23 protein-coding genes are annotated in these 24,652 nt (G+C 63.6%); 10 read left to right on the top strand and 13 right to left on the bottom strand.

Annotated features, from left to right (window positions below; genetic code table 11):
* Positions 1-68 precede the first annotated feature (68 nt).
* From ACIPZH_RS06785 to gshB, 10 genes are all read right to left on the bottom strand, one after another.
* The gene (locus tag ACIPZH_RS06785; RefSeq protein WP_267820491.1) at positions 69-446 is read right to left on the bottom strand and encodes a DUF971 domain-containing protein; all 378 of its coding nucleotides are present in this window, start codon (positions 444-446) and stop codon (positions 69-71) included.
* A 168-nt stretch (positions 447-614) separates the two neighbouring features.
* A complete protein-coding gene (gene hslU, locus ACIPZH_RS06790; RefSeq protein ID WP_400635657.1) occupies positions 615-1,958 on the bottom strand; it encodes an ATP-dependent protease ATPase subunit HslU in 1,344 nt (447 codons plus the stop codon).
* Between the two features lie 76 nt (positions 1,959-2,034).
* The gene (gene hslV / locus ACIPZH_RS06795; RefSeq protein WP_012312406.1) at positions 2,035-2,565 is read right to left on the bottom strand and encodes an ATP-dependent protease subunit HslV; all 531 of its coding nucleotides are present in this window, start codon (positions 2,563-2,565) and stop codon (positions 2,035-2,037) included.
* 164 nt (positions 2,566-2,729) lie between these two features.
* Entirely contained in the window at positions 2,730-4,001 is a 1,272-nt protein-coding gene (locus ACIPZH_RS06800) for a dihydroorotase (protein ID WP_400635659.1), read from the bottom strand.
* The gene (locus ACIPZH_RS06805) at positions 3,998-5,002 is read right to left on the bottom strand and encodes an aspartate carbamoyltransferase catalytic subunit (protein WP_012312408.1); all 1,005 of its coding nucleotides are present in this window, start codon (positions 5,000-5,002) and stop codon (positions 3,998-4,000) included. Before ACIPZH_RS06805 ends, ACIPZH_RS06800 begins: the two co-directional genes overlap by 4 nt.
* A gap of 13 nt (positions 5,003-5,015) precedes the next feature.
* A complete protein-coding gene (gene pyrR / locus ACIPZH_RS06810; protein WP_241804075.1) occupies positions 5,016-5,534 on the bottom strand; it encodes a bifunctional pyr operon transcriptional regulator/uracil phosphoribosyltransferase PyrR in 519 nt (172 codons plus the stop codon).
* Between the two features lie 49 nt (positions 5,535-5,583).
* The gene (ruvX, locus tag ACIPZH_RS06815) at positions 5,584-6,009 is read right to left on the bottom strand and encodes a Holliday junction resolvase RuvX (protein ID WP_012312410.1); all 426 of its coding nucleotides are present in this window, start codon (positions 6,007-6,009) and stop codon (positions 5,584-5,586) included.
* On the bottom strand, positions 6,009-6,578 hold the full coding sequence (locus ACIPZH_RS06820; RefSeq protein ID WP_241804074.1) for a YqgE/AlgH family protein: 570 nt from the start codon (positions 6,576-6,578) through the stop codon (positions 6,009-6,011). The genes ruvX and ACIPZH_RS06820 overlap by 1 nt, the downstream gene beginning before the upstream one ends.
* Positions 6,579-6,747: 169 nt before the next feature.
* A complete protein-coding gene (locus ACIPZH_RS06825; RefSeq protein ID WP_241804073.1) occupies positions 6,748-7,650 on the bottom strand; it encodes an energy transducer TonB in 903 nt (300 codons plus the stop codon).
* Positions 7,651-7,797: 147 nt separating this feature from the next.
* Complete coding sequence (gene gshB, locus ACIPZH_RS06830) at positions 7,798-8,751, bottom strand: glutathione synthase (RefSeq protein ID WP_400635661.1); 954 nt, start codon at positions 8,749-8,751, stop codon at positions 7,798-7,800.
* A 242-nt stretch (positions 8,752-8,993) separates the two neighbouring features.
* On the opposite strand from gshB, the gene ACIPZH_RS06835 reads away from it, so the two are divergent.
* From ACIPZH_RS06835 to ACIPZH_RS06865, 7 genes are all read left to right on the top strand, one after another.
* Positions 8,994-9,395 carry a PleD family two-component system response regulator gene (locus tag ACIPZH_RS06835; RefSeq protein ID WP_241804071.1) on the top strand — a complete coding sequence of 134 codons (402 nt, stop codon included), beginning with the start codon at positions 8,994-8,996 and terminating at the stop codon, positions 9,393-9,395.
* 47 nt (positions 9,396-9,442) lie between these two features.
* Positions 9,443-9,808: a twitching motility response regulator PilH gene (gene pilH, locus ACIPZH_RS06840; protein WP_241804070.1), complete on the top strand. Its 366-nt coding sequence runs from the start codon at positions 9,443-9,445 to the stop codon at positions 9,806-9,808.
* Positions 9,805-10,359: a chemotaxis protein CheW gene (locus ACIPZH_RS06845; protein ID WP_241804069.1), complete on the top strand. Its 555-nt coding sequence runs from the start codon at positions 9,805-9,807 to the stop codon at positions 10,357-10,359. Before pilH ends, ACIPZH_RS06845 begins: the two co-directional genes overlap by 4 nt.
* Positions 10,360-10,406: 47 nt before the next feature.
* Complete coding sequence (locus tag ACIPZH_RS06850; protein ID WP_349975278.1) at positions 10,407-12,431, top strand: methyl-accepting chemotaxis protein; 2,025 nt, start codon at positions 10,407-10,409, stop codon at positions 12,429-12,431.
* A gap of 9 nt (positions 12,432-12,440) precedes the next feature.
* Entirely contained in the window at positions 12,441-17,330 is a 4,890-nt protein-coding gene (locus ACIPZH_RS06855; RefSeq protein ID WP_400635663.1) for an Hpt domain-containing protein, read from the top strand.
* Positions 17,323-17,784, top strand: coding sequence for a chemotaxis protein CheW (locus tag ACIPZH_RS06860; protein WP_400635665.1), 462 nt, complete (start codon positions 17,323-17,325; stop codon positions 17,782-17,784). Before ACIPZH_RS06855 ends, ACIPZH_RS06860 begins: the two co-directional genes overlap by 8 nt.
* A gap of 204 nt (positions 17,785-17,988) precedes the next feature.
* On the top strand, positions 17,989-18,606 hold the full coding sequence (locus tag ACIPZH_RS06865) for a hemolysin III family protein (RefSeq protein ID WP_400635666.1): 618 nt from the start codon (positions 17,989-17,991) through the stop codon (positions 18,604-18,606).
* On the opposite strand, the gene ACIPZH_RS06870 is transcribed toward ACIPZH_RS06865, so the two are convergent.
* The 3 genes from ACIPZH_RS06870 to ACIPZH_RS06880 form a co-directional block, all read right to left on the bottom strand.
* Complete coding sequence (locus tag ACIPZH_RS06870; protein WP_400635667.1) at positions 18,603-19,322, bottom strand: 16S rRNA (uracil(1498)-N(3))-methyltransferase; 720 nt, start codon at positions 19,320-19,322, stop codon at positions 18,603-18,605. The two genes, ACIPZH_RS06865 and ACIPZH_RS06870, sit on opposite strands and share 4 nt — an antisense overlap.
* Before the next feature lie 84 nt (positions 19,323-19,406).
* Positions 19,407-20,813: an adenosylmethionine--8-amino-7-oxononanoate transaminase gene (locus ACIPZH_RS06875; RefSeq protein WP_400635668.1), complete on the bottom strand. Its 1,407-nt coding sequence runs from the start codon at positions 20,811-20,813 to the stop codon at positions 19,407-19,409.
* A gap of 78 nt (positions 20,814-20,891) precedes the next feature.
* Positions 20,892-21,383, bottom strand: a complete 492-nt coding sequence (locus ACIPZH_RS06880) for a hypothetical protein (protein WP_267820514.1) — start codon at positions 21,381-21,383, stop codon at positions 20,892-20,894.
* A 206-nt stretch (positions 21,384-21,589) separates the two neighbouring features.
* Here ACIPZH_RS06880 and ACIPZH_RS06885 point away from each other — a divergent pair, with 206 nt between their 5' ends.
* From ACIPZH_RS06885 to ACIPZH_RS06895, 3 genes are all read left to right on the top strand, one after another.
* Positions 21,590-23,242: a flavin monoamine oxidase family protein gene (locus ACIPZH_RS06885; protein WP_400635669.1), complete on the top strand. Its 1,653-nt coding sequence runs from the start codon at positions 21,590-21,592 to the stop codon at positions 23,240-23,242.
* Between the two features lie 208 nt (positions 23,243-23,450).
* A complete protein-coding gene (locus tag ACIPZH_RS06890; RefSeq protein ID WP_267820518.1) occupies positions 23,451-24,002 on the top strand; it encodes a cytochrome b in 552 nt (183 codons plus the stop codon).
* 31 nt (positions 24,003-24,033) lie between these two features.
* A complete protein-coding gene (locus ACIPZH_RS06895) occupies positions 24,034-24,612 on the top strand; it encodes a YceI family protein (RefSeq protein WP_400624707.1) in 579 nt (192 codons plus the stop codon).
* The last annotated feature ends 40 nt before the right edge of the window (positions 24,613-24,652 follow it).

The following is a 24,652-nucleotide window of genomic DNA, read 5'->3' on the forward strand; positions in this document are numbered from 1 at the left end:
TGAGCTGTCTGTAGGGCATTCAAGCAGATGAGATTAGAAAATGCGCTCTAAACCGTGGAAGGCTTGAGCTAGAGCATCAGTTTGACCACTGTTTCGGCAGGATCGCGGGATTTGCCGGCCTTGTGCAGTTCATCGAGGTACTCGGCCCAGAGTTGTTCCTGGCGCAGGCACAGTTGCTCCAGATACTCCCAAGTGAACAGCCCGCTGTCATGGCCGTCGTCGAAGGTCAATTTCAGTGCATATTGGCCAGCGGGCTCGAGGCCGCTGAGGCCGACATTGAGTTTGCCGAATTGCAGGATGGGGTTGCCGTGGCCCTGGACCTCGGCGGAGGGTGAGTGCACGCGCAGGAATTCGGCGGGCAGGTGGTAGACCTCGTCGGGGCCGTAGGTGAGGCTGAGTGTCCTGGAGGCTTTGTGCAGGTTGATGGCGGTGGGCATGCGGGCCATGGTCTGAATCTCTTCTGAGCGACAAGTTGCAAGCTTCAAGCTTCAAGCTTCAAGCTTCAAGAAGTGATAGTAGAACCACCCCGCAAAGACCATCTGAACGCAGTGCCGCAAGCGACGCCAAACAGCTTGTCGCTTGCAGCTTACAGCTTGCGGCTTGAAGCTTGCCGCTTAGAGGATGTAGCGCGACAGGTCTTCGTTCTGCGCCAGCTCACCCAGATGGCCGCTCACATAGGCTGCGTCGATCTGGATCGGCGCTTCATCATGGGCGCTGGCCAGGTCGCCAGCACTGAACGACAGCTCTTCGAGCAGGCGCTCGAGCAGGGTGTGCAGGCGGCGGGCACCGATGTTTTCGGTCTTCTCGTTGACCTGGTAGGCGATCTCGGCCAGGCGCTTGATACCGTCGGCCTTGAACTCGATGTTCAGCCCTTCGGTCTTGAGCAACTCGCGGTACTGCTCAGTCAGCGAAGCGTGCGGCTCTTGCAGGATGCGCTCGAAGTCCTCTGGGGTCAGTGCCTTGAGCTCGACACGGATCGGCAGGCGGCCTTGCAGTTCAGGGACCAGGTCGCTCGGCTTGCTCAGGTGGAACGCGCCAGAGGCGATGAACAGAATGTGGTCGGTCTTGACCATGCCCAGCTTGGTGTTGACCGTGCAGCCTTCGATCAGCGGCAGCAGGTCGCGCTGCACGCCTTCACGGGACACATCAGCACCACCGACGTTGCCACGCTTGGCCACCTTGTCGATTTCGTCGATGAACACGATGCCGTGCTGCTCCACCGCTTCCAGGGCCTTCGCCTTCAAGTCATCATCGTTGACCAGGCGGCTCGCTTCTTCGTCGCGAACCATCTTCAACGCTTCCTTGACCTTGAGCTTGCGCGCCTTGCGCTTGCCCTTGCCCATGTTGGCGAACAGGCTCTGCAGCTGGTTGGTCATCTCTTCCATGCCGGGCGGCGCGGCGATTTCGACGCCTACAGCGTCGGCCACCTCGATTTCGATTTCCTTGTCGTCCAGCTGGCCTTCACGCAGGCGCTTGCGGAACAGCTGGCGGGTATTGGAGTCGCTGCTGGTCTGCGCGGCTTCTTCGCTGAAGCTGGTGACCCGGGCCTGCGGCAGCAGGGCGTCGAGAATGCGGTCTTCAGCGGCATCTTCGGCGCGGTGGCGCACGCGGATGATCTCCTGCTCACGCAGCATCTTCATGGCCGCGTCAGCCAGGTCGCGGATGATCGATTCGACATCGCGGCCAACATACCCCACCTCGGTGAACTTGGTCGCTTCGACCTTGAGGAACGGTGCGTTGGCCAGCTTGGCCAGGCGACGGGCAATTTCGGTCTTGCCAACGCCGGTGGGGCCGATCATCAGGATGTTCTTGGGCGTCACCTCGGCGCGCAGCTCGGCAGGCAGCTGCATACGGCGCCAGCGGTTGCGCAGGGCGATGGCCACGGCGCGCTTTGCGTCGTCCTGGCCGATGATGTGGCGGTTGAGTTCGTGGACGATCTCGCGGGGGGTCATGGACATGATGAAAATGGTCCTCGAGCAGAATGAGTCAGCGTGGAAAAGCCCCGTCACCGGGATGGGGCGCCAGAACAGCTGATCACTCGGCCAGGTCCTGCTCCTCGATGGTCAGGTTGTGGTTGGTGAACACGCAAATGTCACCGGCGATGTTCAGTGCGGTCTCGGCGATTTCGCGGGCCGAGAGGTCAGTCTTGTTCAGCAGGGCACGGGCTGCGGCCTGGGCGTAGGCGCCGCCGGAGCCCATGGCGATCAGGCCGTCTTCTGGCTCGACCACGTCACCGTTGCCGGTGATGATCAGCGATGCGTCCTTGTTGGCCACGGCCAGCATGGCCTCCAGGCGGCTCAGGGAACGGTCGGTACGCCATTCCTTGGCCAGCTCGACGGCGGCACGTACCAAATGGCCAGAGTGTTTCTGCAGTTGGGCTTCGAAGCGCTCGAAGAGGGTGAACGCGTCGGCGGTGGCGCCGGCGAAACCGGCGATGACCTCACCGTTGTACAGGCGACGTACCTTTTTGGCGTTGCCTTTCATGACGGTGTTGCCGAGGGATACTTGGCCGTCGCCGCCCATGACGACTTTGCCGTGACGGCGGACAGAAACGATGGTGGTCAAGGGAGAGTCTCCACGCAGCGGGGCAAAATTGCCTGATGCAGACTCATATGGGGGTGGGGGGAAGGATTTCAACCATTGGCGACGAGCTGCAAGCTGCAAGCGGCAAGAAAAACCAGCGGGCCTGCTTTTCTTGCAGCTTGCAGCTTGCGGCGTGCTACGCGGGCTCAGCCCTCGTGGCAGACATGCCCGTCGACCACGGTGTAACGCACCGCGCCGGGCAGGCAGTGGCCGATGAACGGGCAGTTGTCGCCGCGCGAGTACCACTGCTCGCCGGCAACCGTCGAGGCCTTGGCATCGAACAGCACCAGGTCTGCCGCACCACCCACCTTCAGTTCGCCCGCCGGCAGGCGCATGGCGGCCGCGGGGCCGCTGCTCAGGCGGGCGAGCAGGGTCGGCAGGTCGAGCAGGCCATCGTCGACCAGCGTCATGGCCAGTGGCAGCAGCAGTTCGACACTGCTGATACCTGGCTCTGTGGCACCGAACGGGGCCAGCTTGGCATCGCGCTCGTGGGGCTGGTGATGGCTGGCGATGGCTTGGATCACGCCCGATCTGACCGCTTCGCGCAGGCCATCGCGGTCGGCGGCGCTACGCAGTGGCGGTTGCACGTGGTAAAGGCTTGAGAACTCGCGCAGCGACTCGTCGGTGAGGATCAGCTGGTACAGCGCCACATCGGCGGTCACCGGCAGGCCAAGTTGTTGGGCCTGGGCGATCAGCTGCGCGCCACGGGCGCTGGTGATCTGTGTGAAGTGCGCACGTACGCCGGCCTGTTCCGCCAGCAGCAGATTGCGCGCCAGGGCCACGGTCTCGGCGGTTTCCGGGATGCCGGGCAGGCCGAGGAAACTGGCCATCGCGCCTTCATGGGCCAGGCCGCCTTGTGCCAGGTCGCGGTCCTGGGAGTGGAAGACCACGGTCAGGTCGAAGGTGGCGGCGTATTCCAGGGCGCGGGCCAGGGTACGGTTGTTGGGGATTTCTTTCAGGCCGTTGCCGAAGGCCACGCAGCCGGTGTCACGCAGGGCGACCAGTTCGGCCAGTTGCTCGCCTTCCAGGCCCTTGGTCAGGGCGCCGATGGGGTAGACCTTGCTGTTGCCGGCTTCACGGGCGCGGTCGAGGATCAGCTCGGCCACTGCAGAGGTATCGAGCACCGGCTTGGTCTGCGGCGGGCAGCACAGGCTGGTGACGCCACCGGCTACGGCGGCGCGGGTTTCACTGGCGATGGTGCCCTTGCGGCTGTAGCCCGGCTCGCGCAGCGATACGCCGAGGTCGACCAGGCCGGGTGCGGCGATCAGGCCGTCGGCCTGGATCGTACGGCTGGCACTGAAGCCGGCCGGGGCCGCGCCGATGGCGGCAATTCGGCCACCGTCCAGGTGCAGGTCGGTGACTTGGTCCAGGCCACTCTTGGGGTCGATGACCCGGGCGCCAAGAATGCTGAGGGTCACTGGGCGTTCTCCTGGTCGAGTTGACGTTGCGTGTTCTGCCCGCTCATGGCCATGGACAGCACCGCCATGCGCACGGCGATGCCGTAGGTGACCTGGTTGAGGATCACCGAATGTTTACCATCAGCCACTGCCGACTCGATCTCCACGCCGCGGTTGATCGGCCCCGGGTGCATGACGATGGCATCCGGCTTGGCGCCGGCGAGGCGCGCGGTGGTCAGGCCGAACAGGCGGTAGAACTCACCCTCGCTGGGCAGCAGGCCGCCAGCCATGCGCTCACGCTGCAGGCGCAGCATGATCACCACGTCGACGTCCTTCAGGCCTTCGGTGAGGTCGGTGTAGACCTTCACGCCGTACTGCTCGATACCGATCGGGATCAGGGTTTTCGGGCCGATCACGCGGATATCCGGGCAACCCAGGGCCTTGAGCGCGAGCATGTCGGAGCGGGCTACACGCGAGTGCAGGATATCGCCGACGATCGCCACGGACAGGTTCTCGAAGCTGCCTTTGTGGCGGCGGATGGTCAGCATGTCGAGCATGCCTTGGGTCGGGTGCGCATGGCGGCCGTCACCGCCATTGATGACCGCGACATCCGGGCATACATGCTCGGCGATGAAGTGCGCGGCACCGGAGTCGGAGTGGCGCACGACGAACATGTCGGCGGCCATGGCTTCGAGGTTGCGCAGGGTGTCGAACAGGGTTTCGCCCTTGCTGGTCGAGGAGGTCGACACATTCAGGCTGATCACGTCGGCCGACAGGCGCTGGGCGGCCAGTTCGAAGGTGGTGCGGGTGCGGGTCGAGTTTTCGAAGAACACGTTGCACACGGTCTTGCCGCGCAGCAACGGGACTTTCTTGACGGCCCGTGCGCCGACTTCGAGGAACGAGTCAGCGGTGTCGAGGATCTCGGTGAGCAGTTCGCGGGGCAAACCGTCGAGCGAGAGGAAGTGGCGCAGCTGGCCCTGATCATTGAGCTGCAGCGGGCGCTTGGCGTCGATTGGCGTCATCGCGGGTGGACTCTTAAAGGGCGGAAGCGGTGGCGAGGTCCTGGCGCTCGAGTGCGAGCGGTGTGGGGCCGGTCAATTTTACCCGTTCATGGGCCGCCAGCGACAGGGTGGCGCCCAGCACGTTGGGGCGGATTGGCAGTTCGCCAGCATCCAGGTCAAGCAGGCAGACCAGGGTCACGCTGGCCGGGCGGCCGTAATCGAACAGTTCGTTGAGCGCGGCGCGGATGGTGCGGCCGCTCATCAGCACGTCGTCGATCAGCACCAGGTGCTGGCCTTCGACCTCGAACGGCAGCTCGGACGGGCGCACTTGCGGGTGCAGGCCGTTCTGGCTGAAGTCGTCGCGGTAGAAGGACACGTCCAGGGTGCCCAGTGGGCTGGTATCGGCCAGCTCCTGCTGCAGGGCCTGGGCTACCCAGACGCCGCCGGTGCGGATACCGATGTAGCGCGGCTCGGTAATGCTGCGGCGGGCGAGATGGGCGCGAAGGTCGACAGCCATCTGCCGGATCAGGTCGGCGGGATTGGGTAGGCTCATTGCGTGTCTCCAGGAGGGCGCCGGGTTGGCCCGACGGCAAAGCGGAAAATTAGGTGTTGGCCTCCAGCCAGCCTTGCAGCAGCAGGGCCGCGGCGATGGCATCGACCGGGTTGTCACGGTAGCTGCCGCGCTGGCCGCCGCGGGCCATGCGCTCACCCTTGGCCTCGAAGGTGGTGAGGCGTTCATCGTGGGTGTGCACTGGCAGGTTGAAGCGGCCGTTGAGGCGTCGGGCGAACTTTTCGGCGCGGGCGCTCATTTCGCTTGGCGTGCCGTCCATGTTCAATGGCAGGCCGACGACGATAGCATCGGGCTTCCACTCATTGATCAGTTTTTCCACCTGGGCCCAGTCCGGTACGCCATTTTGCGCCTTGAGCGTGCACAGCTCACGTGCCTGACCGGTCACTACCTGGCCGACGGCCACGCCAATCTGTTTGCTGCCGTAGTCGAAGCCCAGCAGCAGGCGCAGCTCGGCCATCAGGCGTGCCCCGCCTGGCTGGTCAGCAGGCTGAGGTTGATGCCCAGGCTGGCGGCTGCGGCAGCCAGGCGCTGTTCACTGCCCAGGCCAAAGATGATGTCCGGGTCGAACGGGCAGTTGAGCCAGGCGTTGTCGGCGAGCTCCGCCTCCAGTTGCCCCGCTTCCCAGCCGGCATAGCCCAGGGTGATCAGGCTCTTTTCTGGCCCAACACCTTCGGCGATGGCGAACAGCACATCCTGCGAGGTGGACAGCGACAGCCCCTGCAGTTCGACAGTGGCCTGGTAGCTGCATTCGCTGCTGTGCAGTACGAACCCGCGGTCGGTCTGCACAGGGCCACCTTGGTAGATCGGCACCTGCAGGGTGCTGGCCGGCGGTTCCTCGTCCGGGCGCAACTGCTCGAGAATGTCCGCCAGGTTCAGCTCCTGAGGTCGATTGACCACCAGGCCCATGGCGCCATTGGCGTTGTGCTCGACGATATACGTGAGGGTCTGGGCGAAGTTCGGATCGGCCATGTGCGGCATGGCGATCAGGAACTGATGCTTGAGATAGCTCGGGGCGAGGGTTTTCATGAGGGATAGTGTGGCGCCAGGTGGCGAGGCTGACAAGGCATTCGAGCTACGAGCTGCAAGCTACAAGCTACAAGCTACAAGCTACAAGAAAAAGCAGGGTGCTCACCGATCGGCCTTTTCTTGCAGCTTGTAGCTTGCAGCTTGTAGCTTGCAGCTTGCAGCTTCCCGCTCAATTGCTGGAAAGCCTGTCGCCACGGGCGAACCGCCAGGTGCGGATGATTTCCAGCCTGTCGTATTCCGCCAGGTCTCCGGTAAACGGCGCAAATGGCGCTGCCAGCCGCACGATGCGCTGCGCGGCCTGGTCCAGCACTGGCTGGCCGGACGACTCCAATACCAGCACTTCATACAACGACCCATCGCGGTTGATCGACACCATCATCCGCAGGTTGCCGTAGATCTGCTGGCGGCGTGCTTCGTCGGGGTAATTGAGGTTGCCCACCCGCTCGACCTTCTTGCGCCACTCCTCCTTGTACCAGGCACCCTTGTCGCGCATGGTCGAGGCAGCGTTCAGGCGGTGGATGCGCGGGCGCTTGGCGTACATCTGCTGCTCGTTGGACAGCTCCGCCTCGAGGCTGGCGATCTGGCTCGACAACTGCGAACTGTCAAAATCCGGCGTAGCTGCCGGTTTGGGCTGCGGCTTGCTTTCCTTCGGCTTGGGCTCGACCTTCTGCGCCTTGGGCGCTTGGGTGGCCACCGCGGACTTTTGCGGTACAGGCGGCGGTTTCACCTCAGGCTTAGCCGCCGGCGGCGGGGTGACCTTGTTGATCTTGCTGTCCTGGAACGGCGCGATCTCGGTGGTGGTGGGCACCGCCTTCTTCTCCAGGGTGCCGCTGCCTTGCTGGTTGGCCTGGGCCTGGAAATCGGCCTTCTCGGGCGGCTTCTCGCTTTTGAAGGTGGCCAGGGTGATGTCCATGGTCTGGCGGATTTCAGCCGGCTTGACCACGGTAAAGCCCACGCCGAGGATCAGCGCCAGGTGCACCAAGGCAGCCAGGAACAGGGTAAAACCAAGCCGGTCCACCGGGCGAACGCGCGGTGGAAGCAGGTCGGAGGGGATGTCGGCGGGCAGCGTCATCAGGTATCCACAGTCAGCTTCAAGCTACAAGCCGCAAGCTGCAAGTAACAGCAGACTGGTGCAGGCCAACTTCTTATTGCGGCTTGCAGCTTGAAGCTTGCGGCTGCGCATCATACCCCACTCTGCGCTTTTGCTCCGCGTCGGCGGTCAGCGCGCCTTCAACTGGCGATCAATGGCATCCATCAGCTTGCCACCGATGTCGGTGTTGTAGGCCGCGTCGATCTCGCGGATGCAGGTCGGGCTGGTGACGTTGATCTCGGTGAGGTAGTCGCCGATCACGTCAAGGCCGACGAACAGCAGGCCTTTCGCACGCAGGGTCGGGCCGACCTGGGCGGCAATCCAGCGGTCACGTTCGCTCAGCGGGCGTGCTTCCCCACGCCCGCCGGCCGCCAGGTTACCGCGTGTCTCACCGCTGGCCGGGATGCGCGCCAGGCAGTAGTCGACCGGTTCGCCGTCGATCATCAGGATCCGCTTGTCGCCGTCCTTGATAGCCGGCAGGTAGGCCTGGGCCATGATTTGCTGGGCGCCGAGCGCCGTCAGGGTTTCGAGAATGACCGACAGGTTGGGGTCACCCGCCCGGTGGCGGAAGATCGAGGTGCCACCCATGCCGTCCAGGGGCTTGAGAATCACATCGCCATGCTGGGCGGCGAAGGCCCGAATGATGTCCGGGCGGCGGCTGACCAGGGTCGGCGGCGTGCACTGCGGGAACAGGGTGGCGAACAGTTTTTCGTTACAGTCGCGCAGGCTCTGCGGGCGGTTGACCACCAGCACGCCTTCGACTTCGGCCTGCTCCAGCAGGTAGGTGCTGTAGACGAATTCCATGTCGAACGGCGGGTCCTTGCGCATCAGGATCACGTCCAGTTCGGCCAGCGGGCTATCCTGCTCCTCGTCCAGCTCGAACCAGCGCTCAGGGTCGGCGAACACGGTGAGTGGGCGCATCCGCGCGCGGGCCTTGCCTTCGGCCTGGTACAGGTCGCGCTGTTCCATGTAGAACAGGCTCCAGCCACGGGCCTGGGCGGCCAGCAGCATGGCCAGCGAGCTGTCCTTCTTGTAGGAGATGGACGCGATTGGGTCCATGACAATGCCGAGGCGAACGCTCATGGGGGTGGTTCCTCTTGGCGGCCGGTAGCCGCAACGAATCGAAAGAAAAGTGGCTCAGGGTGGCGCCGCCAACGCCGCGGGTCAAGGGGGACGGTGGATGGAATGGCCACCCGGAGTGTGCTAAAAATGAGCTGCAAGCCTTAAGCTACAAGCCTCAAGAAAAACCTGGCCTTGTGCCGGTGCAGCTTTTCTTGCCGCTTGACGCTTGCACCTTGCAGCTCAATTTCTTCTGGTAGGCATCTATGGAACAACCCCTGAAGGTGATGGTGATCGACGATTCACGCACGATCCGCCGCACCGCGCAGATGTTGCTCGGTGAAGCAGGCTGCGAGGTGATCACCGCCAGCGACGGTTTCGATGCCCTGGCCAAGATCATCGACCACCAGCCGCAGATCATCTTCGTCGACGTGCTTATGCCGCGCCTGGATGGCTACCAGACCTGCGCCGTGATCAAGCACAACAGCGCCTTCAAGGACATCCCGGTGATCCTGCTGTCGTCGCGCGATGGCCTGTTCGACAAGGCGCGCGGGCGGGTGGTCGGCTCCGACCAGTTCCTGACCAAGCCATTCAGCAAAGAAGAGCTGCTCGACGCGATCAGGGCCCACGTGCCCGGGTTCGCGGCGCACGAACAACACGCACCCTGACCACGCCCGAGGCGGTGTGGCCTTTATTTTCCTGATGGGGAAACAGCATGGCCCGAGTTCTGATTGTCGACGATTCGCCGACAGAGATGTACAGGTTGACCGAGTGGCTGGAAAAGCATGGCCACCAAGTGCTCAAGGCCAACAACGGCGCTGACGCTGTGGCCCTGGCCCGCCAGGAAAAGCCCGACGCGGTGCTGATGGACATCGTCATGCCTGGCATGAACGGCTTCCAGGCCACCCGGCAATTGACCAAGGACCCGGAAACCAGCGCCATTCCCGTGCTCATCGTTACCACCAAGGACCAGGAAACCGACCGTATCTGGGCGCAGCGCCAGGGCGCGCGCGGCTTCGTCACCAAGCCGGTGGAAGAACATGCCCTGATCGCCAAGCTCAACGAAGTGCTGGGCGCTTGACCACCCGCCCCCAAGGCGCGTCGCTGACCGCCTTCGAGCTGTTGCTGGACATAGACCGGCGCTGCCGCCTGCTGGTGGCCGACCAGCCGCCCCAGGACATGCGTCTGCAGCAATGGAGCGGTATCGGTTTTCGCATTGCCGGGCAGTGGTTCGTCGCGCCGATGGGCGAGGTGGCCGAAGTCACGCGCGAGCCGCGCAGCAGTCGGGTGCCGGGCGTACAGCCTTGGGTGTGCGGGGTAGCCAACCTGCGCGGCAGGTTGTTGCCGGTGATGGACCTGAGCAGCTTTTTCGGCCTTGGCCCTGCGGCACCGGGCAAGCAGCGTCGGGTGCTGGTGCTGGACCATGAAGACCTGTTCGTCGGCCTGCTGGTGGACGAAGTGCTCGGCCTGCAGCATTTTGCCCTGGATACCTTGGAGCTTTCGCCCCCCCAGCCGCTGATCCGCGCCGCTGCACGGTTCGTTCAGGGGCATTTCCCGCGTGAGCGCAACTGGGCCATCTTCAGCCCCTTCGCCCTGGCCCAGGCGCCGGGCTTTCTCGACGTGGCGCTATAGGACATTCGAACGTGAACAAGCCGGCCACCAATGTCGCCCCCAGCAGCATGACACCGCGCACGCGCAGCATCGTTCAGATCACCGTGCTGTTCGTGGTGCTGATTCTGTCGATCATTCTGCTGTTCGCCAATTTCGCCTACCTCAACACCCAGTCCAACCACGACAAGCAGTACATCGGCCATGCGGGTGAGCTGCGCGTGCTGTCGCAACGCATCGCCAAGAATGCCACCGAGGCAGCAGCGGGCAAGGCTTTGGCCTTCAAGCTGCTGTCGGATGCGCGCAACGACTTCGAGCGGCGCTGGAGCTACCTGCGAGAGGGCGACCCGTCCACCGGCCTGCCAGCCGCGCCGGTCACGGTGAAGGATGAAATGGAGGCGGTGCTTCAGGACTGGGAAAACCTGCGCAAGAACACCGATACCATCCTTGCCAGTGAGCAGACCGTGCTCTCGCTGCACCAGGTGGCGGCGACCCTGGCCGAAACCGTGCCGCAACTGCAGGTCGAATACGAGAAGGTGGTGGAGATACTGTTGCAGAGCGGCGCCCCGGCCAGCCAGGTGGTGGTTGCCCAGCGCCAGCTGCTGCTCGCCGAGCGCATTCTGGGTTCGGTCAACACCGTGCTGGCAGGCGACGATACGGCGGCGCAGGCTGCCGATACCTTCGGCCGCGATGCCAGCCGCTTTGGTCAGGTACTCGAAGGCATGCTGGCGGGCAATCCGGCGATTCAGGTGACCCGCGTCGAAGATGCCGACGCACGGGCGCGCCTGACGGAAATCGCCGAGCTGTTCCAGTTCGTCGCCGGATCCGTCGACGAAATCCTCGAAACGTCGCCAGAGCTGTTCCGCGTGCGTGAAGCGGCCGGCAACATCTTCAGCCTCTCGCAAACGCTGCTCGACGAGGCCTCGCACCTCGCCAACGGCTTCGAAAACCTGGCCGCCGGACGCACCCTCGATACCGTCGGTGGGTATGTACTGGGCCTGCTGGCGCTGGCCTCGATCATCCTGATCGGCCTGGTGATGGTCCGCACTACCCACCGCCAGTTGCAAGAAACCGCCGAGAAGAACGAGCGCAACCAGCAGGCGATCATGCGCCTGCTCGACGAAATAGAAGAACTCGCCGACGGCGACCTGACGGTGACGGTCTCGGTGACCGAAGATTTCACCGGCGCGATCGCCGACTCGATCAACTATTCCGTTGACCAACTGCGCGACCTGGTAGCCACCATCAACCACAGCGCCGAGCAGGTGGCAGCGGCGGTACAAGACACGCAGAACACCGCCCGCCAGTTGGCCAAGGCCTCCGAGCATCAGGCCGAGCAAATCAGTGAGGCGTCCGAGGCTGTGGGCGACATGGTCGAATCGATCGACCGGGTTTCCGCGCATGCCTACGAGTCGGCCAAGGTAGCCGAGCGTTCGGTGGCGATCGCCAACAAAGGCAACGAAGTGGTGCACAACACCATCAATGGCATGGACAACATCCGCGAGCAGATCCAGGACACCGCCAAGCGGATCAAGCGCCTGGGTGAGTCTTCCCAGGAAATCGGCGACATCGTCAGCCTGATCGACGACATTGCCGACCAGACCAACATTCTCGCGCTCAATGCCGCCATCCAGGCTTCGTTGGCGGGAGAGGCCGGTCGTGGCTTTGCCGTGGTGGCCGATGAAGTTCAGCGTCTGGCTGAGCGTTCATCCTCGGCAACGCGGCAGATCGAGGCACTGGTACGCACCATTCAGGCCGATACCAACGAGGCGGTGATCTCCATGGAGCAGACCACCGCCGAGGTCGTGCGCGGCGCACGCCTGGCGCAGGACGCCGGGGTGGCGCTGGCCGAAATCGAAGGGGTGTCGCAGACCCTGGCCGAACTTATCCACAGCATCTCCGACGCCGCCCAGTTGCAGACCTCGTCGGCCGGGCAAATTTCCCACACCATGTCGGTCATCCAGCAGATTACCGCGCAGACCTCCGCGGGCTCCGGCGCCACCGCCGACAGTATCCGCCACCTGGCGCGGATGGCCAGCGAGATGCGCCGCTCCGTGTCCGGTTTCACCCTGCCGGCACCCGCCGAGCGGCGCTGAGGAGTCATGATGGCTGCAGCAACAAGCCCCGAGCGCCACGATACCGTCGCTCTGGCCTGGACCAAGGCGTCCATCCTCGATTGCCTGGGGCAGGCGCGCCAGGCCCTTGAGCGCTTTGCCGGGGATACCGGCGATCTGTCCATCCTGGCGTTCGTGGTGGATAACCTGCACCAGGTTCACGGCTGCCTGCGCATGCTCGAACTGCGCGGTGCCACGCGCCTGGCCGAAGAGCTGGAGCTGCTGGCCAGGGCCTTTGCCGAGGGCCAGGTGAGCCCCCGCGGCGACTGCCTGGGCCCGCTGTTCCGCGGCCTTGAGCAACTGCCCTCGTACCTGGAGCGGCTGCGCGGCGCGCGCCATGACCTGCCTCTGGTCATGCTGCCGCTGCTCAACCAGTTGCGGGCTTGCCGGGGTGTCGAACCGTTGGCCCAGGGCAGCCTGATCAGCGCAGCGGCGCAGCGCTTCGCCGGCTCGGACGACCTGGCCAACCTCGACCTGTCGCTGGGCAATTGGCGGGAGCAGGTTCAGGCAGGGCCTGGGCGTGACGCGCTGCGTTCGGTGATCAGCGCGTTGTGCGACGACCTGATGCGCATCAAGGAACGCCTGGACCAGTTCGTTCGCGGGGACCGTCAGCACAGCGAACAGCTGGACAGCCTGTTGGCGCCCTTGCGTCATGTGGCCGATACCCTGGCGGTCCTGGGCTTTCAGCAACCTCGGCGGGTCATCATCGATCAGGTAATGACCCTGCAGGCGTTGGCTCAAGGCCAACACGCGGCGGATGACGCGGTACTCATGGATGTTGCGGGCGCCTTGTTGTATGTGGAGGCGAGCCTCAATGGCATGGTCGGCCCGCTGGAAGAGGGCGGGCAGGGCGGCTTGCCCGGTTCGGACCTGGCCGAGATTCGCCAGCTGGTGTTGAACGAATCGCTGAACGTGTTGCAGCAGGCCAAGGACCTGATCGGCGATTGCCTGGAATCCGGTTGGCCGCGCCAGCGCCTGCAACCATTGCCGGGGTTGCTGCAGCAGGTACGAGGGGCGTTGGCGATGCTGATGCTGCCGGACGCGGCGGAAGTCTTGGCTGGTTGCGCGGGTTACGTGCACGGTTGGTTGCAGCACCTGGACGTCGAGCCGCCGGCGGTTGAGCTTGACCACCTGGCCGATGCCCTCAGCGCCAGTGAGTGTTACCTGCAATGGCGGGTAGCCGACCCTCTGGCCGATGCCCAGCCTTTCCTCGCCAGGGCGCGCGCCAGCCTGGCGGCGCTCGGTGTGCAGTGCACGCTCGGCGAAGACGCCATGGCCCAGGACGGCAGTACCGACGGGGTCGATGACGAGTTGCGCGAGGTCTTCCTGGAAGAGGCCGGCGAGCTGCTGCCGCAGATCGAGCGGCATTGGTTGCGCTGGCGCGCCGATAACAGCCTGCGGGATGCCTTGCTGGAGGTGCGCCGCGACTTGCATACGCTCAAAGGCAGTGGCCGCATGGTCCATGCCCAGGCGGTCGCCGAATTGGCCTGGGGCGGTGAGCACCTGCTCAACCGGGTACTCGAAGGGCGCACGACACTGGCCCCCGAGGGTGTGGTGGCGCTGCAGCAGGTCGTGGTTCATTTGCCCGACCTGCTGGCCGATTTTGCCGCCGGCCAGATGCCGCAGGTGACCGAAATCGAGCAGTTGGCGAGCCACCTGCATGCGCTGGCGGAGAGGGATTCGCCCGCGGGTGCCGAAATCGATGGCCTCGATCCGCTGCTGCTGGACATCTTCCGCAATGAAGCCCAGGGCCATCTGGCCAGCCTGGAGGCATTTCTGCAGGGCACAGACGGTCAGGGCACCGAGGTCAGCGACACCTTGCAACGCGCCTTGCACACCTTGAAGGGCAGCGCCGCGATGGCCGGCGTATTGCCAATCGCCGAGCTTGCCACCGCGCTCGACCGGCTGGTGCGCGAGTACCGGGGGCACCACCTGCCTTTGCAAGCGGCAGAACTCCAATGGCTTGAAGAGGCACGCGGCTTGTTCCAGCTGGGCCTGGCGCAATTGACCAGCACTCCGCTGGCACCCATTTGCGGCGCCGCGCAACTGATCGAACAGGTCGGTGAAGCGGTGGACCTGCGCTTGGCCAGCTTGCATGAGGAGCCGCCGCATGGACGCCGGGGCAAGCGTGACCCGCAGTTGATCGCCAGCTTCCTCGCCCAGTCGATGGACATCCTGCTGGATGCCGAGGCCCTGTTGTCGCGCTGGCAGGAGCAGCCCGGCCAACGTCAGTCGCTGGACAGCTTGCTCGACGGGCTGACCACCCTCTGCCACGGTGCACACCTGGCCGACCTGTGGCAGATGGACGATGTCTGTGAAGCGCTGCTGGACCTGTACGGCGCGGTGGAAGAGGGCAGCCTGGCCGCCGATGGGCGCTTTTTTGTCCTGGCACGGCAGGCGCACGAGGCGCTGCTCGACATGCTCGACGAAGTCGCTGCCGGCCAGGAGCCGACCGCCCGCCCAGCCTGCGTCGAGGGCTTGCGGAGCTTGCTGGACGACGCCCTGGCGCCCGAGGCCACTGGCCTGGTGGCACCAGGCTCGGTCACACGCCTCGATGGCCCCTCGGCGCCGGCTGAGGAGGCGGAAAACCCGGGCGACAAGGAGCTGCTTGAAGTCTTCCTCGAAGAAAGCTCCGACATTGTTGAAAGCGCCGCCGCCGCGCTTGCGCGTTGGCAGGCCGACCCGCGCAACAGCGCCGAGGTGGACAACCTGCTGCGTGATTTGCACACGCTCAAGGGCGGGGCGCGCATGGTGGAAATCGCCGCTATCGGTGACCTGGCCCACGAACTGGAATTCCTGTACGAACTGCTGGCTGCCGGGCGCTTGCCACCGGGTGCGCCGTTGTTCGCCCTGTTGCAGAACTGCCATGACCGCCTGGCGCACATGCTCGACGCAGTGCGCCTGGGGCAGCCGCTGCATGCGGCGACTGCGTTGATCGACTACATCCGCAACTTCAGCAGCGCCGCCCTGACCGACAGCGTTGCCGGGCAGGCCCCGGCCGGGGCAGCACCTGCCGACGCACCTGCCGCTTCGCCCGAGCGGCCCCCCGGTGACCTGGTCAAGGTGGATGCCGAACTGCTCGATGACCTGGGCAATCTGGCAGGTGAGCACTCGGTGATTCGTGGGCGTATCGAGCAACAGGTCAATGACGCCCAATTCGCCTTGAGCGAGATGGAAACCACGCTGGAGCGCATGCGCGACCAGTTGCTGCGCCTGGACATGGAAACCCAAGGTCGAATCAGCAGCCGTCAGCCGTTCGAAGGTGACGCCTACGAGGATTTCGACCCGCTGGAAATGGACCGCCATTCCCAACTGCAACAATTATCACGGGCGTTGTTCGAATCGGCCTCTGACCTGCTTGACCTGAAAGAGACGCTGGCCCACCGCGCGCAGGAGGCGCAGGCCCTGCTGCAGCAGCAGGCGAGGGTGAACAGCCAGTTGCAGGAAGGCCTCACCGCGACGTTGATGGTGCCATTCGAACGCCTGGTGCCGCGCTTGCAACGGGTGGTGCGCCAAGTGGCCAGCGAGTTGGGCAAGCAGGTGGAACTGGTGGTCGGCAACGCCGAAGGCGAGCTTGATCGCAGTGTTCTGGAACGTATGGTCGCGCCCTTGGAGCACATGCTGCGCAATGCTGTGGATCATGGCCTCGAGACCCGGGAAGCGCGCCTGGCTGCCGGTAAACCTGAGCAAGGCACCATCCATCTCAATTTGCTCCATGAGGGGGCCGATATTGTCATCGAGATGACCGACGACGGCGCCGGCGTGCCGCTGGACGCGGTGCGGCGCAAGGCGATCAAGCGTGGCCTGCTGGACCCCCAGGCCCACCTGAGTGACCACGAAATCCTGCAGTTCATCTTGCGCCCGGGGTTTTCCACCGCAGAGAAGATCACCCAGATTTCCGGGCGTGGCCTGGGCATGGACGTGGTGCACGAAGAGGTCAAGCAACTGGGTGGCTCGATGAGTATCGAGTCGGCGCAGGGCAAGGGCGCACGCTTTCTGATTCGCCTGCCGTTCACGGTGTCGATCAACCGTGCCGTGATGGTTCACCTGGGTGAGGAGCAGTACGCCATCCCGCTCAATACCATCGAAGGCATCGTGCGGGTGCCGCCGGCCGAGCTGGCTATCTGTTACCAGCGGGATGTGCCGCGCTACGCCTATGCTGGCCATGAATACGATTTGCGTTACCTGGGCGAGCTGCTGCAAGGCCTGCCGCGGCCGAGCCTTCTGGGCCAGAGCGTGCCATTGCCGGTGTTGCTGGTGCATTCCCAGCAACAGTCGTTCGCGATCCAGGTCGACAGCCTGTCGCCGAGCCGCGAGATCGTGGTGAAGAGCTTGGGCCCGCAGTTCGCTGCCGTGCCAGGGTTGTCCGGCGCGACCTTGCTCGGTGATGGTCGGGTGGTGCTGATTCTTGATCTGCTTGGCCAGTTGCGCGGCCAGCAGCGCCGCCTGGCGCGGCTGCCGGGTGGTAGCGGGGTGCAGCGCACGCTGTTCGGCCCGGCGCCGCGGCGGGCATTGCTGGTGATGGTGGTGGATGATTCGGTGACCGTGCGCAAGGTGACCAGCCGCCTGCTGGAGCGCCATGGCATGAGCGTGCTGACGGCCAAGGACGGTGTGGATGCCATGGCACTGCTGGAAGAGCACCGCCCGGATGTGTTGCTGCTGGATATCGAAATGCCGCGCATGGATGGCTTTGAAGTGGCCACCCGCATTCGTCGCGATGAGCGCCTGAAGGACCTGCCGATCATCATGATCACCTCACGCACCGGGCAGAAGCACCGCGACCGGGCCATGGCCATCGGTGTCAACGACTATCTGGGCAAGCCGTATCAGGAGTCGGTGCTGCTGCAGAGTATCGCCCATTGGAGCCAAACCCATGCTTGAGTTGATCGCAGGCCAGCGCAGCAGCCTGACCGGCCTGTTGTTGCCGTTGGGCGACCGAACCCTGGTGTTGCCCAATGTGGCTGTGGCCGAGCTTATCGGCCAGCGCAACCTGGTGTGCCAGCGTGGCCAACCGTCCTGGCACCTGGGGTGGATCGACTGGCGCCAGCAGCACTTGCCGCTGATCGGCTTCGAGGCAGCGTGCGGTGGTGAAACCCCGTGTGGCGAGCGGGCGCGTATCGTGGTGCTGAACGCTTTGGGCGACACCGGCCTGCGATATCTGGCGGTGTTGCTGCAGGACATCCCACGCTCGTGCAAGCTCGACAGCCAGCTGAATTATGTGGATGTGGCGTTGGCCAGCCTGGAGTTGGCGGCGGTGCAGGTGGGCGAGCAGGTGGCACGGGTGCCCGACCTGGTTGGGCTGGAAAGGCTCGTGCGTGACGCGCACCTGCCATGACAGCAGCTGCAAGCGGCAAGCTTCAAGTTTCAAGCTGATCGCGTTGAGTGGGAGAGTATCGCTCTTGCTCTTGCTCTTGCTCTTGCTCTTGCTCTTGCTCTTGCTCTTGCTCTTGCTTGTAGCTTGTAGCTTGCAGCTTGCAGCTTGCAGCTTGCAGCTTGCAGCTCGAAGCAACTTGCAGACGTTTGGGAGGTCTGTTTTTGCATGTATTACGGTGAACGCTTCAACGCTTGGACCCATTTGGTCGGTGCCGTGCTGGCCTGCACTGGCGCCATCTGGCTGATCGTCAGCGCAGGGCTGCAGCGCGATCCCTGGAAGATCGTCAGCTTCTCGATCTACGGCGGCACACTGCTGCTGCTCTACAGTATCTCCACCCTCTACCACAGCACCCGCGGGCGGGCCAAGGTGATCATGCGCAAGCTCGATCACCTGTCCATCTACCTGCTCATCGCCGGCAGCTACACACCGTTCTGCCTGGTGAGCCTGCGCGGGCCATGGGGCTGGAGCCTGTTCGGGGTGGTCTGGGGGCTGGCGGTGATCGGCATGCTGCAGGAAATCAAGCCACGCTCAGAGGCTCGGGTCCTGTCCATCATCATCTATGCAGTGATGGGCTGGATCGTGCTGGTGGCGGTCAACCCGCTGCTGCAAAGCCTGGGCACCGCCGGCTTTGCCTGGCTGGCGGCGGGCGGCGTGTTTTATACCGTGGGCATCATCTTCTTCGCCTTCGACAGCCGATTCCGACACTGGCATGGCATCTGGCACCTGTTCGTGATCGCTGGCAGCCTGATGCACTTCGTGGCAGTGTCCTTCTACGTGCGTTAGAAGTCGCCCCACAGCTGTTGCGCCACCGACAGGGCCACCACCGGTGCTGTTTCGGTGCGCAGCACCCGCGGGCCGAGGCGGGCGGCGTGGAAGCCCGCGCCCTTTGCCTGGTCGACTTCCGCTTCGCTCAAACCACCCTCAGGGCCGATCAGAAACGCCAGGCGTGCCGGTTTGTCATGACTGGTCAACGGCTCGGCGACAGGGTGCAAGACCAGTTTCAGGTCAGCATCGCTGCCCTTGATCCAGTCTGCCAAGGTCACGGGCGCATGGATGATCGGCAAGGTCGAGCGGCCGCATTGTTCGCAGGCGCTGATCGCCACCTGGCGCCAGTGGGCGAGGCGCTTGTCGGCGCGCTCGTCTTTGAGGCGCACTTCACAGCGTTCGCTGACGATCGGGGTGATTTCATTGGCGCCCAGTTCAGTGGCCTTCTGGATCGCCCAGTCCATGCGCTCGCCACGGGAAAGCCCCTGGCCCAGGTGTATGTGCAAGGGCGACTCGGCCTGGCCGGCGACGGCCTGGTCGAGGCTCACGCGCACGCTCTTCTTGCCCACTTCGAGCAATTGGCCCAGGTATTCCTGGCCGCTGCCATCGAACAATTGCACGGCGTCGCCAGGGGCCATACGCAGTACGCGGCCGATATAGTGGGCCTGGGCTTCGGGCAGGTCGTGCTCGCCGAGGCTCAGGGGGGCGTCGATGAAGAAACGGGACAGTCTCATGGTTTTGCTCAGGAAGAAGGTTGGACGTCGGCCTTGCAGGCGCGACACAAGGCCCACCTGCATGGCAGTGCGATTGCTGGTCGGTTAGCCCGGGTCGCGGAAATCGGGGTGGAGGTTCGCTGGCACTGCCACGCTGACGCTTTCTCGCGTGGCGATATCGATGCCTTCACTGGCAACCTCGGCAAGGAAGTCGATCTGCTCGGGCGTGATCACGTACGGCGGCAGGAAGTACACCACGCTGCCCAGCGGGCGCAGCAGGGCGCCGCGGGTCAGGGCATGCTCGAACACTTTCAGGCCACGGCGCTGCTGCCACGGGTAGGCGACCTTGCCCGCCTTCTCCTGGACCATTTCGATCGCCAGGGCCATGCCGGTCTGGCGGATTTCGGCAACATGGGCATGATCGGCCAGGTGCGCAGTGGCACTGGCCATGCGTGAGGCCAACGCCTTGTTGGCCTCGATGACGTTGTCCTGTTCGAAGATGTCCAGGGTCGCCAGGGCCGCGGCGCAGGCCAGCGGGTTGCCGGTGTAGCTGTGCGAATGCAGGAATGCGCGCAGGGTCGGGTAGTCGTCGTAGAACGCCTGGTACACCGTGTCGGTGGTCAGGCATGCGGCCAGCGGCAGGTAGCCACCGGTCAGCGCCTTGGACAGGCACAGGAAATCAGGGCGGATGCCAGCCTGCTCACAAGCGAACATCGTGCCGGTGCGCCCAAAGCCCACGGCAATCTCGTCGTGGATCAAGTGCACGCCATAGCGGTCGCACGCCTCGCGCAGCAGCTTGAGATAGACCGGGTGGTACATGCGCATGCCGCCTGCACCCTGGATCAGCGGCTCGATGATGACCGCCGAGATCGTTTCGTGGTGTTCGGCCAGCGTCTGTTCCATGGCGCTGAACATGTTGCGCGAGTGCTCTTCCCATCCCATGCCTTCGGGGCGCAGGTAGCAATCCGGGCTAGGTACCTTGATGGTGTCGAGCAGCAGCGCTTTGTAGGTTTCGGTGAACAGCGGCACATCGCCCACCGACATCGCAGCGATGGTCTCGCCGTGGTAGCTGTTGGTCAGGGTGACGAAGCGCTTTTTCGCCGGTTTGCCGATGTTCTGCCAGTAATGGAAGCTCATTTTCAGCGCCACTTCGATGCACGACGAGCCATTGTCGGCATAGAACACCCGGTCCAGGCCGGCAGGGGTCATCGCCACCAGGCGCTCGGACAGTTCGATCACCGGCTGGTGGCTGAAACCTGCCAGGATCACATGCTCGAGTTGATCGACCTGGTCCTTGATGCGCTGATTGATGCGCGGGTTGGCGTGGCCAAACACATTCACCCACCAGCTGCTGACCGCATCCAGGTAGCGTTTGCCTTCGAAGTCCTCGAGCCACACGCCTTCCCCGCGCTTGATCGGGATCAGCGGCAACTGCTCGTGGTCTTTCATCTGGGTGCAGGGGTGCCACAAGACCTTCAGGTCACGCTGCATCCATTGATCATTGAGGCCCATTGGCACTTCTCCTGGCGTTACGGCATGTTTGACCGCGTAAGCCTAAGCAATGCCAGGAGGCAGGACAACCGCTGCGGGTCAATGGCGACTGGTGTGGGTCCATTCGAACTTGCGGATATGCACGGTGCCGGCTCTGGAGGTGGAGATGGTCAGGCAGCGAAAGGGCCCGGGGAGGTGCTGATAGCAAGGTTGAGTGGAAAAATGCCCAGGCATGAACTCGGTATAGCCGCTGCCTGAAAGCGTCAACCAGTAGAAGTTGTGCGGGGGCGGGGCAAACACGCCCCAATCCAGGCTCTCTGTATCCAGGAGCATCGTTACATCTTCGAAGTGCTGGTCGCTGACGACGTAGCATTCCAGGCGAAGGCTCTCGACCTCCTGGCTGAAGCTGATTTCCACCTCACACTGCTCGCCTATCACCAGTTCGGTGCCGTCCTCACCTTTGCACGCTTCGTGAACACCGGCCCAGGAAGTGCCATTGCTGCGGATACGCAAGCCCGATGGCGTCTGTAACGTTTGTTTGTGCCACAGGAGCTGCCTTTTGACCTGGGCAAAGTGCTCCTCGTAGATCATGCGCAGCTCCTTTTGTCGGTTTTCCGGCTACCCAGACCAGCGTTGCGCAACGGCAGCAGGCCTGTCTACTGACAAAAATGCCAGTTGCCAAAGGCACTTGATGGCGCTGTGGTGGCAGGGTCGCCATACCTGACGTATTCTTAACGCATCATCTCGGGGCATTTGCCTCTTCCCATTTCTGTAACGTCAACTCGGAGTTCGCCATCATGGCTGCTGCTTGGGTGCGCCTGTGCGCGTTGGTATTGATCGGTGTGTCCAGCGGCGCCGCGCTGGCCAAGGACAAGACACCTTCGGCAATCGTGGTGGGTGGCGGCCTGGCAGGCCTGACTGCGGCCTACGAGCTGCAGAACAAGGGTTGGCAGGTAACCTTGCTGGAGGCCAAGGCCGGCATGGGCGGCCGCTCGGGCCTGGCCACCAGTGAGTGGGTCGGCAACAGCAAGGCTCAGCCGGTACTCAACCAGTACCTTGAGCGTTTCAAGCTCGAGACACTGCCCGCGCCCGAGTTCGTCCGTACTCCGGGGTATCTGATCGACGGGGAGTACTTCAGCGCCAGCGACCTGACTACCCGCCAGCCAGCTACCGCCGAAGCGCTCAAGCGCTACGAGAAGACCCTCGATGACCTGGCCCGTTCGATCGATGACCCGCTCAAACCGCAGGCCACCAGTACGCTGTTCGCCCTCGACCAGATGAACGTATCCACCTGGCTCGACAAGCTGCAGTTGCCCAGCACTGCACGGCAGCTGATCAACCAGCAGATCCGTACCCGCTATGACGAGCCATCGCGTCTCTCGCTGCTGTACTTCGCCCAGCAGAGCCGTGTCTACCGCGGCGTCAGCGACCGTGACCTGCGTGCCGCACGCTTGCCTGGCGGCAGCCCGGTGCTGGCCCAGGCGTTCGTCAAGCAGCTGAAAACCATCAAGACCAGCTCGCCAGTCACCTCCATCGTTCAGGACAGCAGCGGGGTCACCGTCAAAGTCGGCAGCGCCAGCTATCAGGCCGATTATGTGGTCATGGCGGTGCCGCTACGTGCCCTGGCCAAGATCCAGATCACTCCAGCCCTGGACACCCAGCACATCGCGGCGCTGAGGGGCACCAACTATGGTTGGCGCGATCAGTTGCTGCTCAAATTCAAGCAGCCAGTCTGGGAAAGCCGCGCTCGCATGTCTGGCGAAATCTTCAGCAACGCAGGCCTTGGCATGCTGTGGATCGAGCCAGCACTCAAAGGCGGCGCCAACGTGGTGATCAACCTGTCGGGTGACAACGCCCGTCTGCTGCAGGCGTTCGGCGACAAACAGATGGTCGACCAGGTATTGATCCGCCTGCATGCCTTCTATCCAAAGGCCCGTGGTGCGTTCACCGGTTATGAGGTCAAGCGCTACAGCGCCGATGCCGGCACAGGCGGTGCTTACCTGGCCTATGGCCCAGGGCAGATCAGCAAGTACTGGCGCCTGTGGGAGCGCCCGGTGCAACGCATTGCGTTTGCCGGTGAGCATACCGACGCGCTGTACCCAGGCACCCTTGAAGGTGCCCTGCGCAGTGGCCAGCGTGCCGCCAGCCAAGTGCAGGACCTGCTGGCCGGCAAGTCGTTCGACCCCGCCAAAGCTGCCCCTGTGGCGGCGACAGGTGCGGCAAGGCAGGACAACGGTGGGTTCTTCTCCAACCTGTTCGGTGGTTCATCCGACAAGGCGGACGACGCCGAGAAGGCACCCGCCAAAGCAGAACCGGTGAAGGCCGAGGAGGCGAAGGTGGACAAGCCTGGTTTCTTCTCGCGGTTGTTCGGCAGCGCCGACAAGCCTGAAGCCAAGGCTTCTCCAGCTCCAGCTTCAGCTCCACAACCGGCCCAGGCCAAGGCTGGCTGAGGGGTGATCGCCTGGCCCTGTCACCGCCAAGCGGATGTCAGGGCCAGGGCTGACAACTTGGCATTACCCACTATCGTTAATGTTTCCTTAATAGCCGACTCGGACAATTAACATCGGATTTATCGATAATCCAAAGCAATTTTTTGTGCTTTTATTCGATACGTTACGCGTTAGTCTGTGCACAGCTTCCACGGGGAAACACGGCATCATGCAACTGCGCAATTCACCTTCTCGCTATGGCGTTGTCAGCATCCTCTTGCACTGGGGGGTTGCGCTGGCGGTCTTTGGCCTGTTCGGTCTTGGTCTGTGGATGGTCGGTCTCGATTATTACAGCCCTTGGCGCAAGGCTGGCCCGGACCTGCACAAGAGCATCGGCCTGGTGCTCATGGCCGTCATGCTCGTGCGTGTGCTGTGGCGCTTCATCAGCCCACCGCCGCCGGCGCCTGCCAGCCACGGTGCATTCACCCGGCTGGCCGCCAAGTTGGGGCATTTGGCGCTGTACGTGGGCCTGTTCGCGGTGATGATCGCCGGCTACCTGATCTCCACTGCCGATGGTGTCGGTATTCCAGTGTTTGGCTTGTTTGAAGTACCTGCCCTTGTCAGTGACCTGCCTGACCAGGCAGACCTGGCTGGCGTGGTTCATCTGTGGCTGGCGTGGGGCCTGGTGATTTTCGCCGCGCTGCATGCCGTGGCTGCCCTGAAGCACCATTACATTGACCGTGACGCGACCCTGGTTCGCATGCTGGGCCGCAAAGCTTGACTCTCAACCTCAATTGCAAGGAACTTAAAGGATGTTGAAAAAGACTTTTGCCGCTTTGGCGCTCGGTACCGCTCTGCTCAGTGCTGGTCAGGCCATGGCCGCCGAGTACAAGATCGACAAGGAAGGCCAGCACGCGTTCGTCGACTGGAAAATCAGCCACCTGGGCTACAGCTTCATTCACGGTACCTTCAAGGACTTCGACGGTAACTTCACGTGGGATAGCGACAAGCCTGAAGCCAGCAAGATCAGCGTCGACCTGAAAACCGCCAGCCTGTGGTCGAATCACGCCGAGCGTGACAAGCATATCGCCAGCGCTGACTTCCTGGATGTGAAGAAGTACCCAGAAGCCAAATTCGTTTCCACCGCCGTCAAGTCCACCGGCGAAAAAACCGCAGACGTGACCGGTGACCTGACACTGCACGGTGTGACCAAGCCGGTGACCTTCAAGGCCACCTTCAACGGTGAAGGCAAGGACCCGTGGGGCGGTGAGCGTGCTGGCTTCAACGCCACCACCACGCTGAACCTGAACGACTTCGGCATCAAGGGCCCAGGCCCAACCTCGCAGACCCTCGACCTGGACATCAGCGTCGAAGGCGTGAAGCTGAAGTGATCATTGCCTGAGCAATGAAAACGCCACCCTATGGGGCGTA

This window comes from Pseudomonas sp. NPDC089758, from assembly GCF_044748705.1.
Taxonomy (GTDB): domain Bacteria; phylum Pseudomonadota; class Gammaproteobacteria; order Pseudomonadales; family Pseudomonadaceae; genus Aquipseudomonas; species Aquipseudomonas putida_X.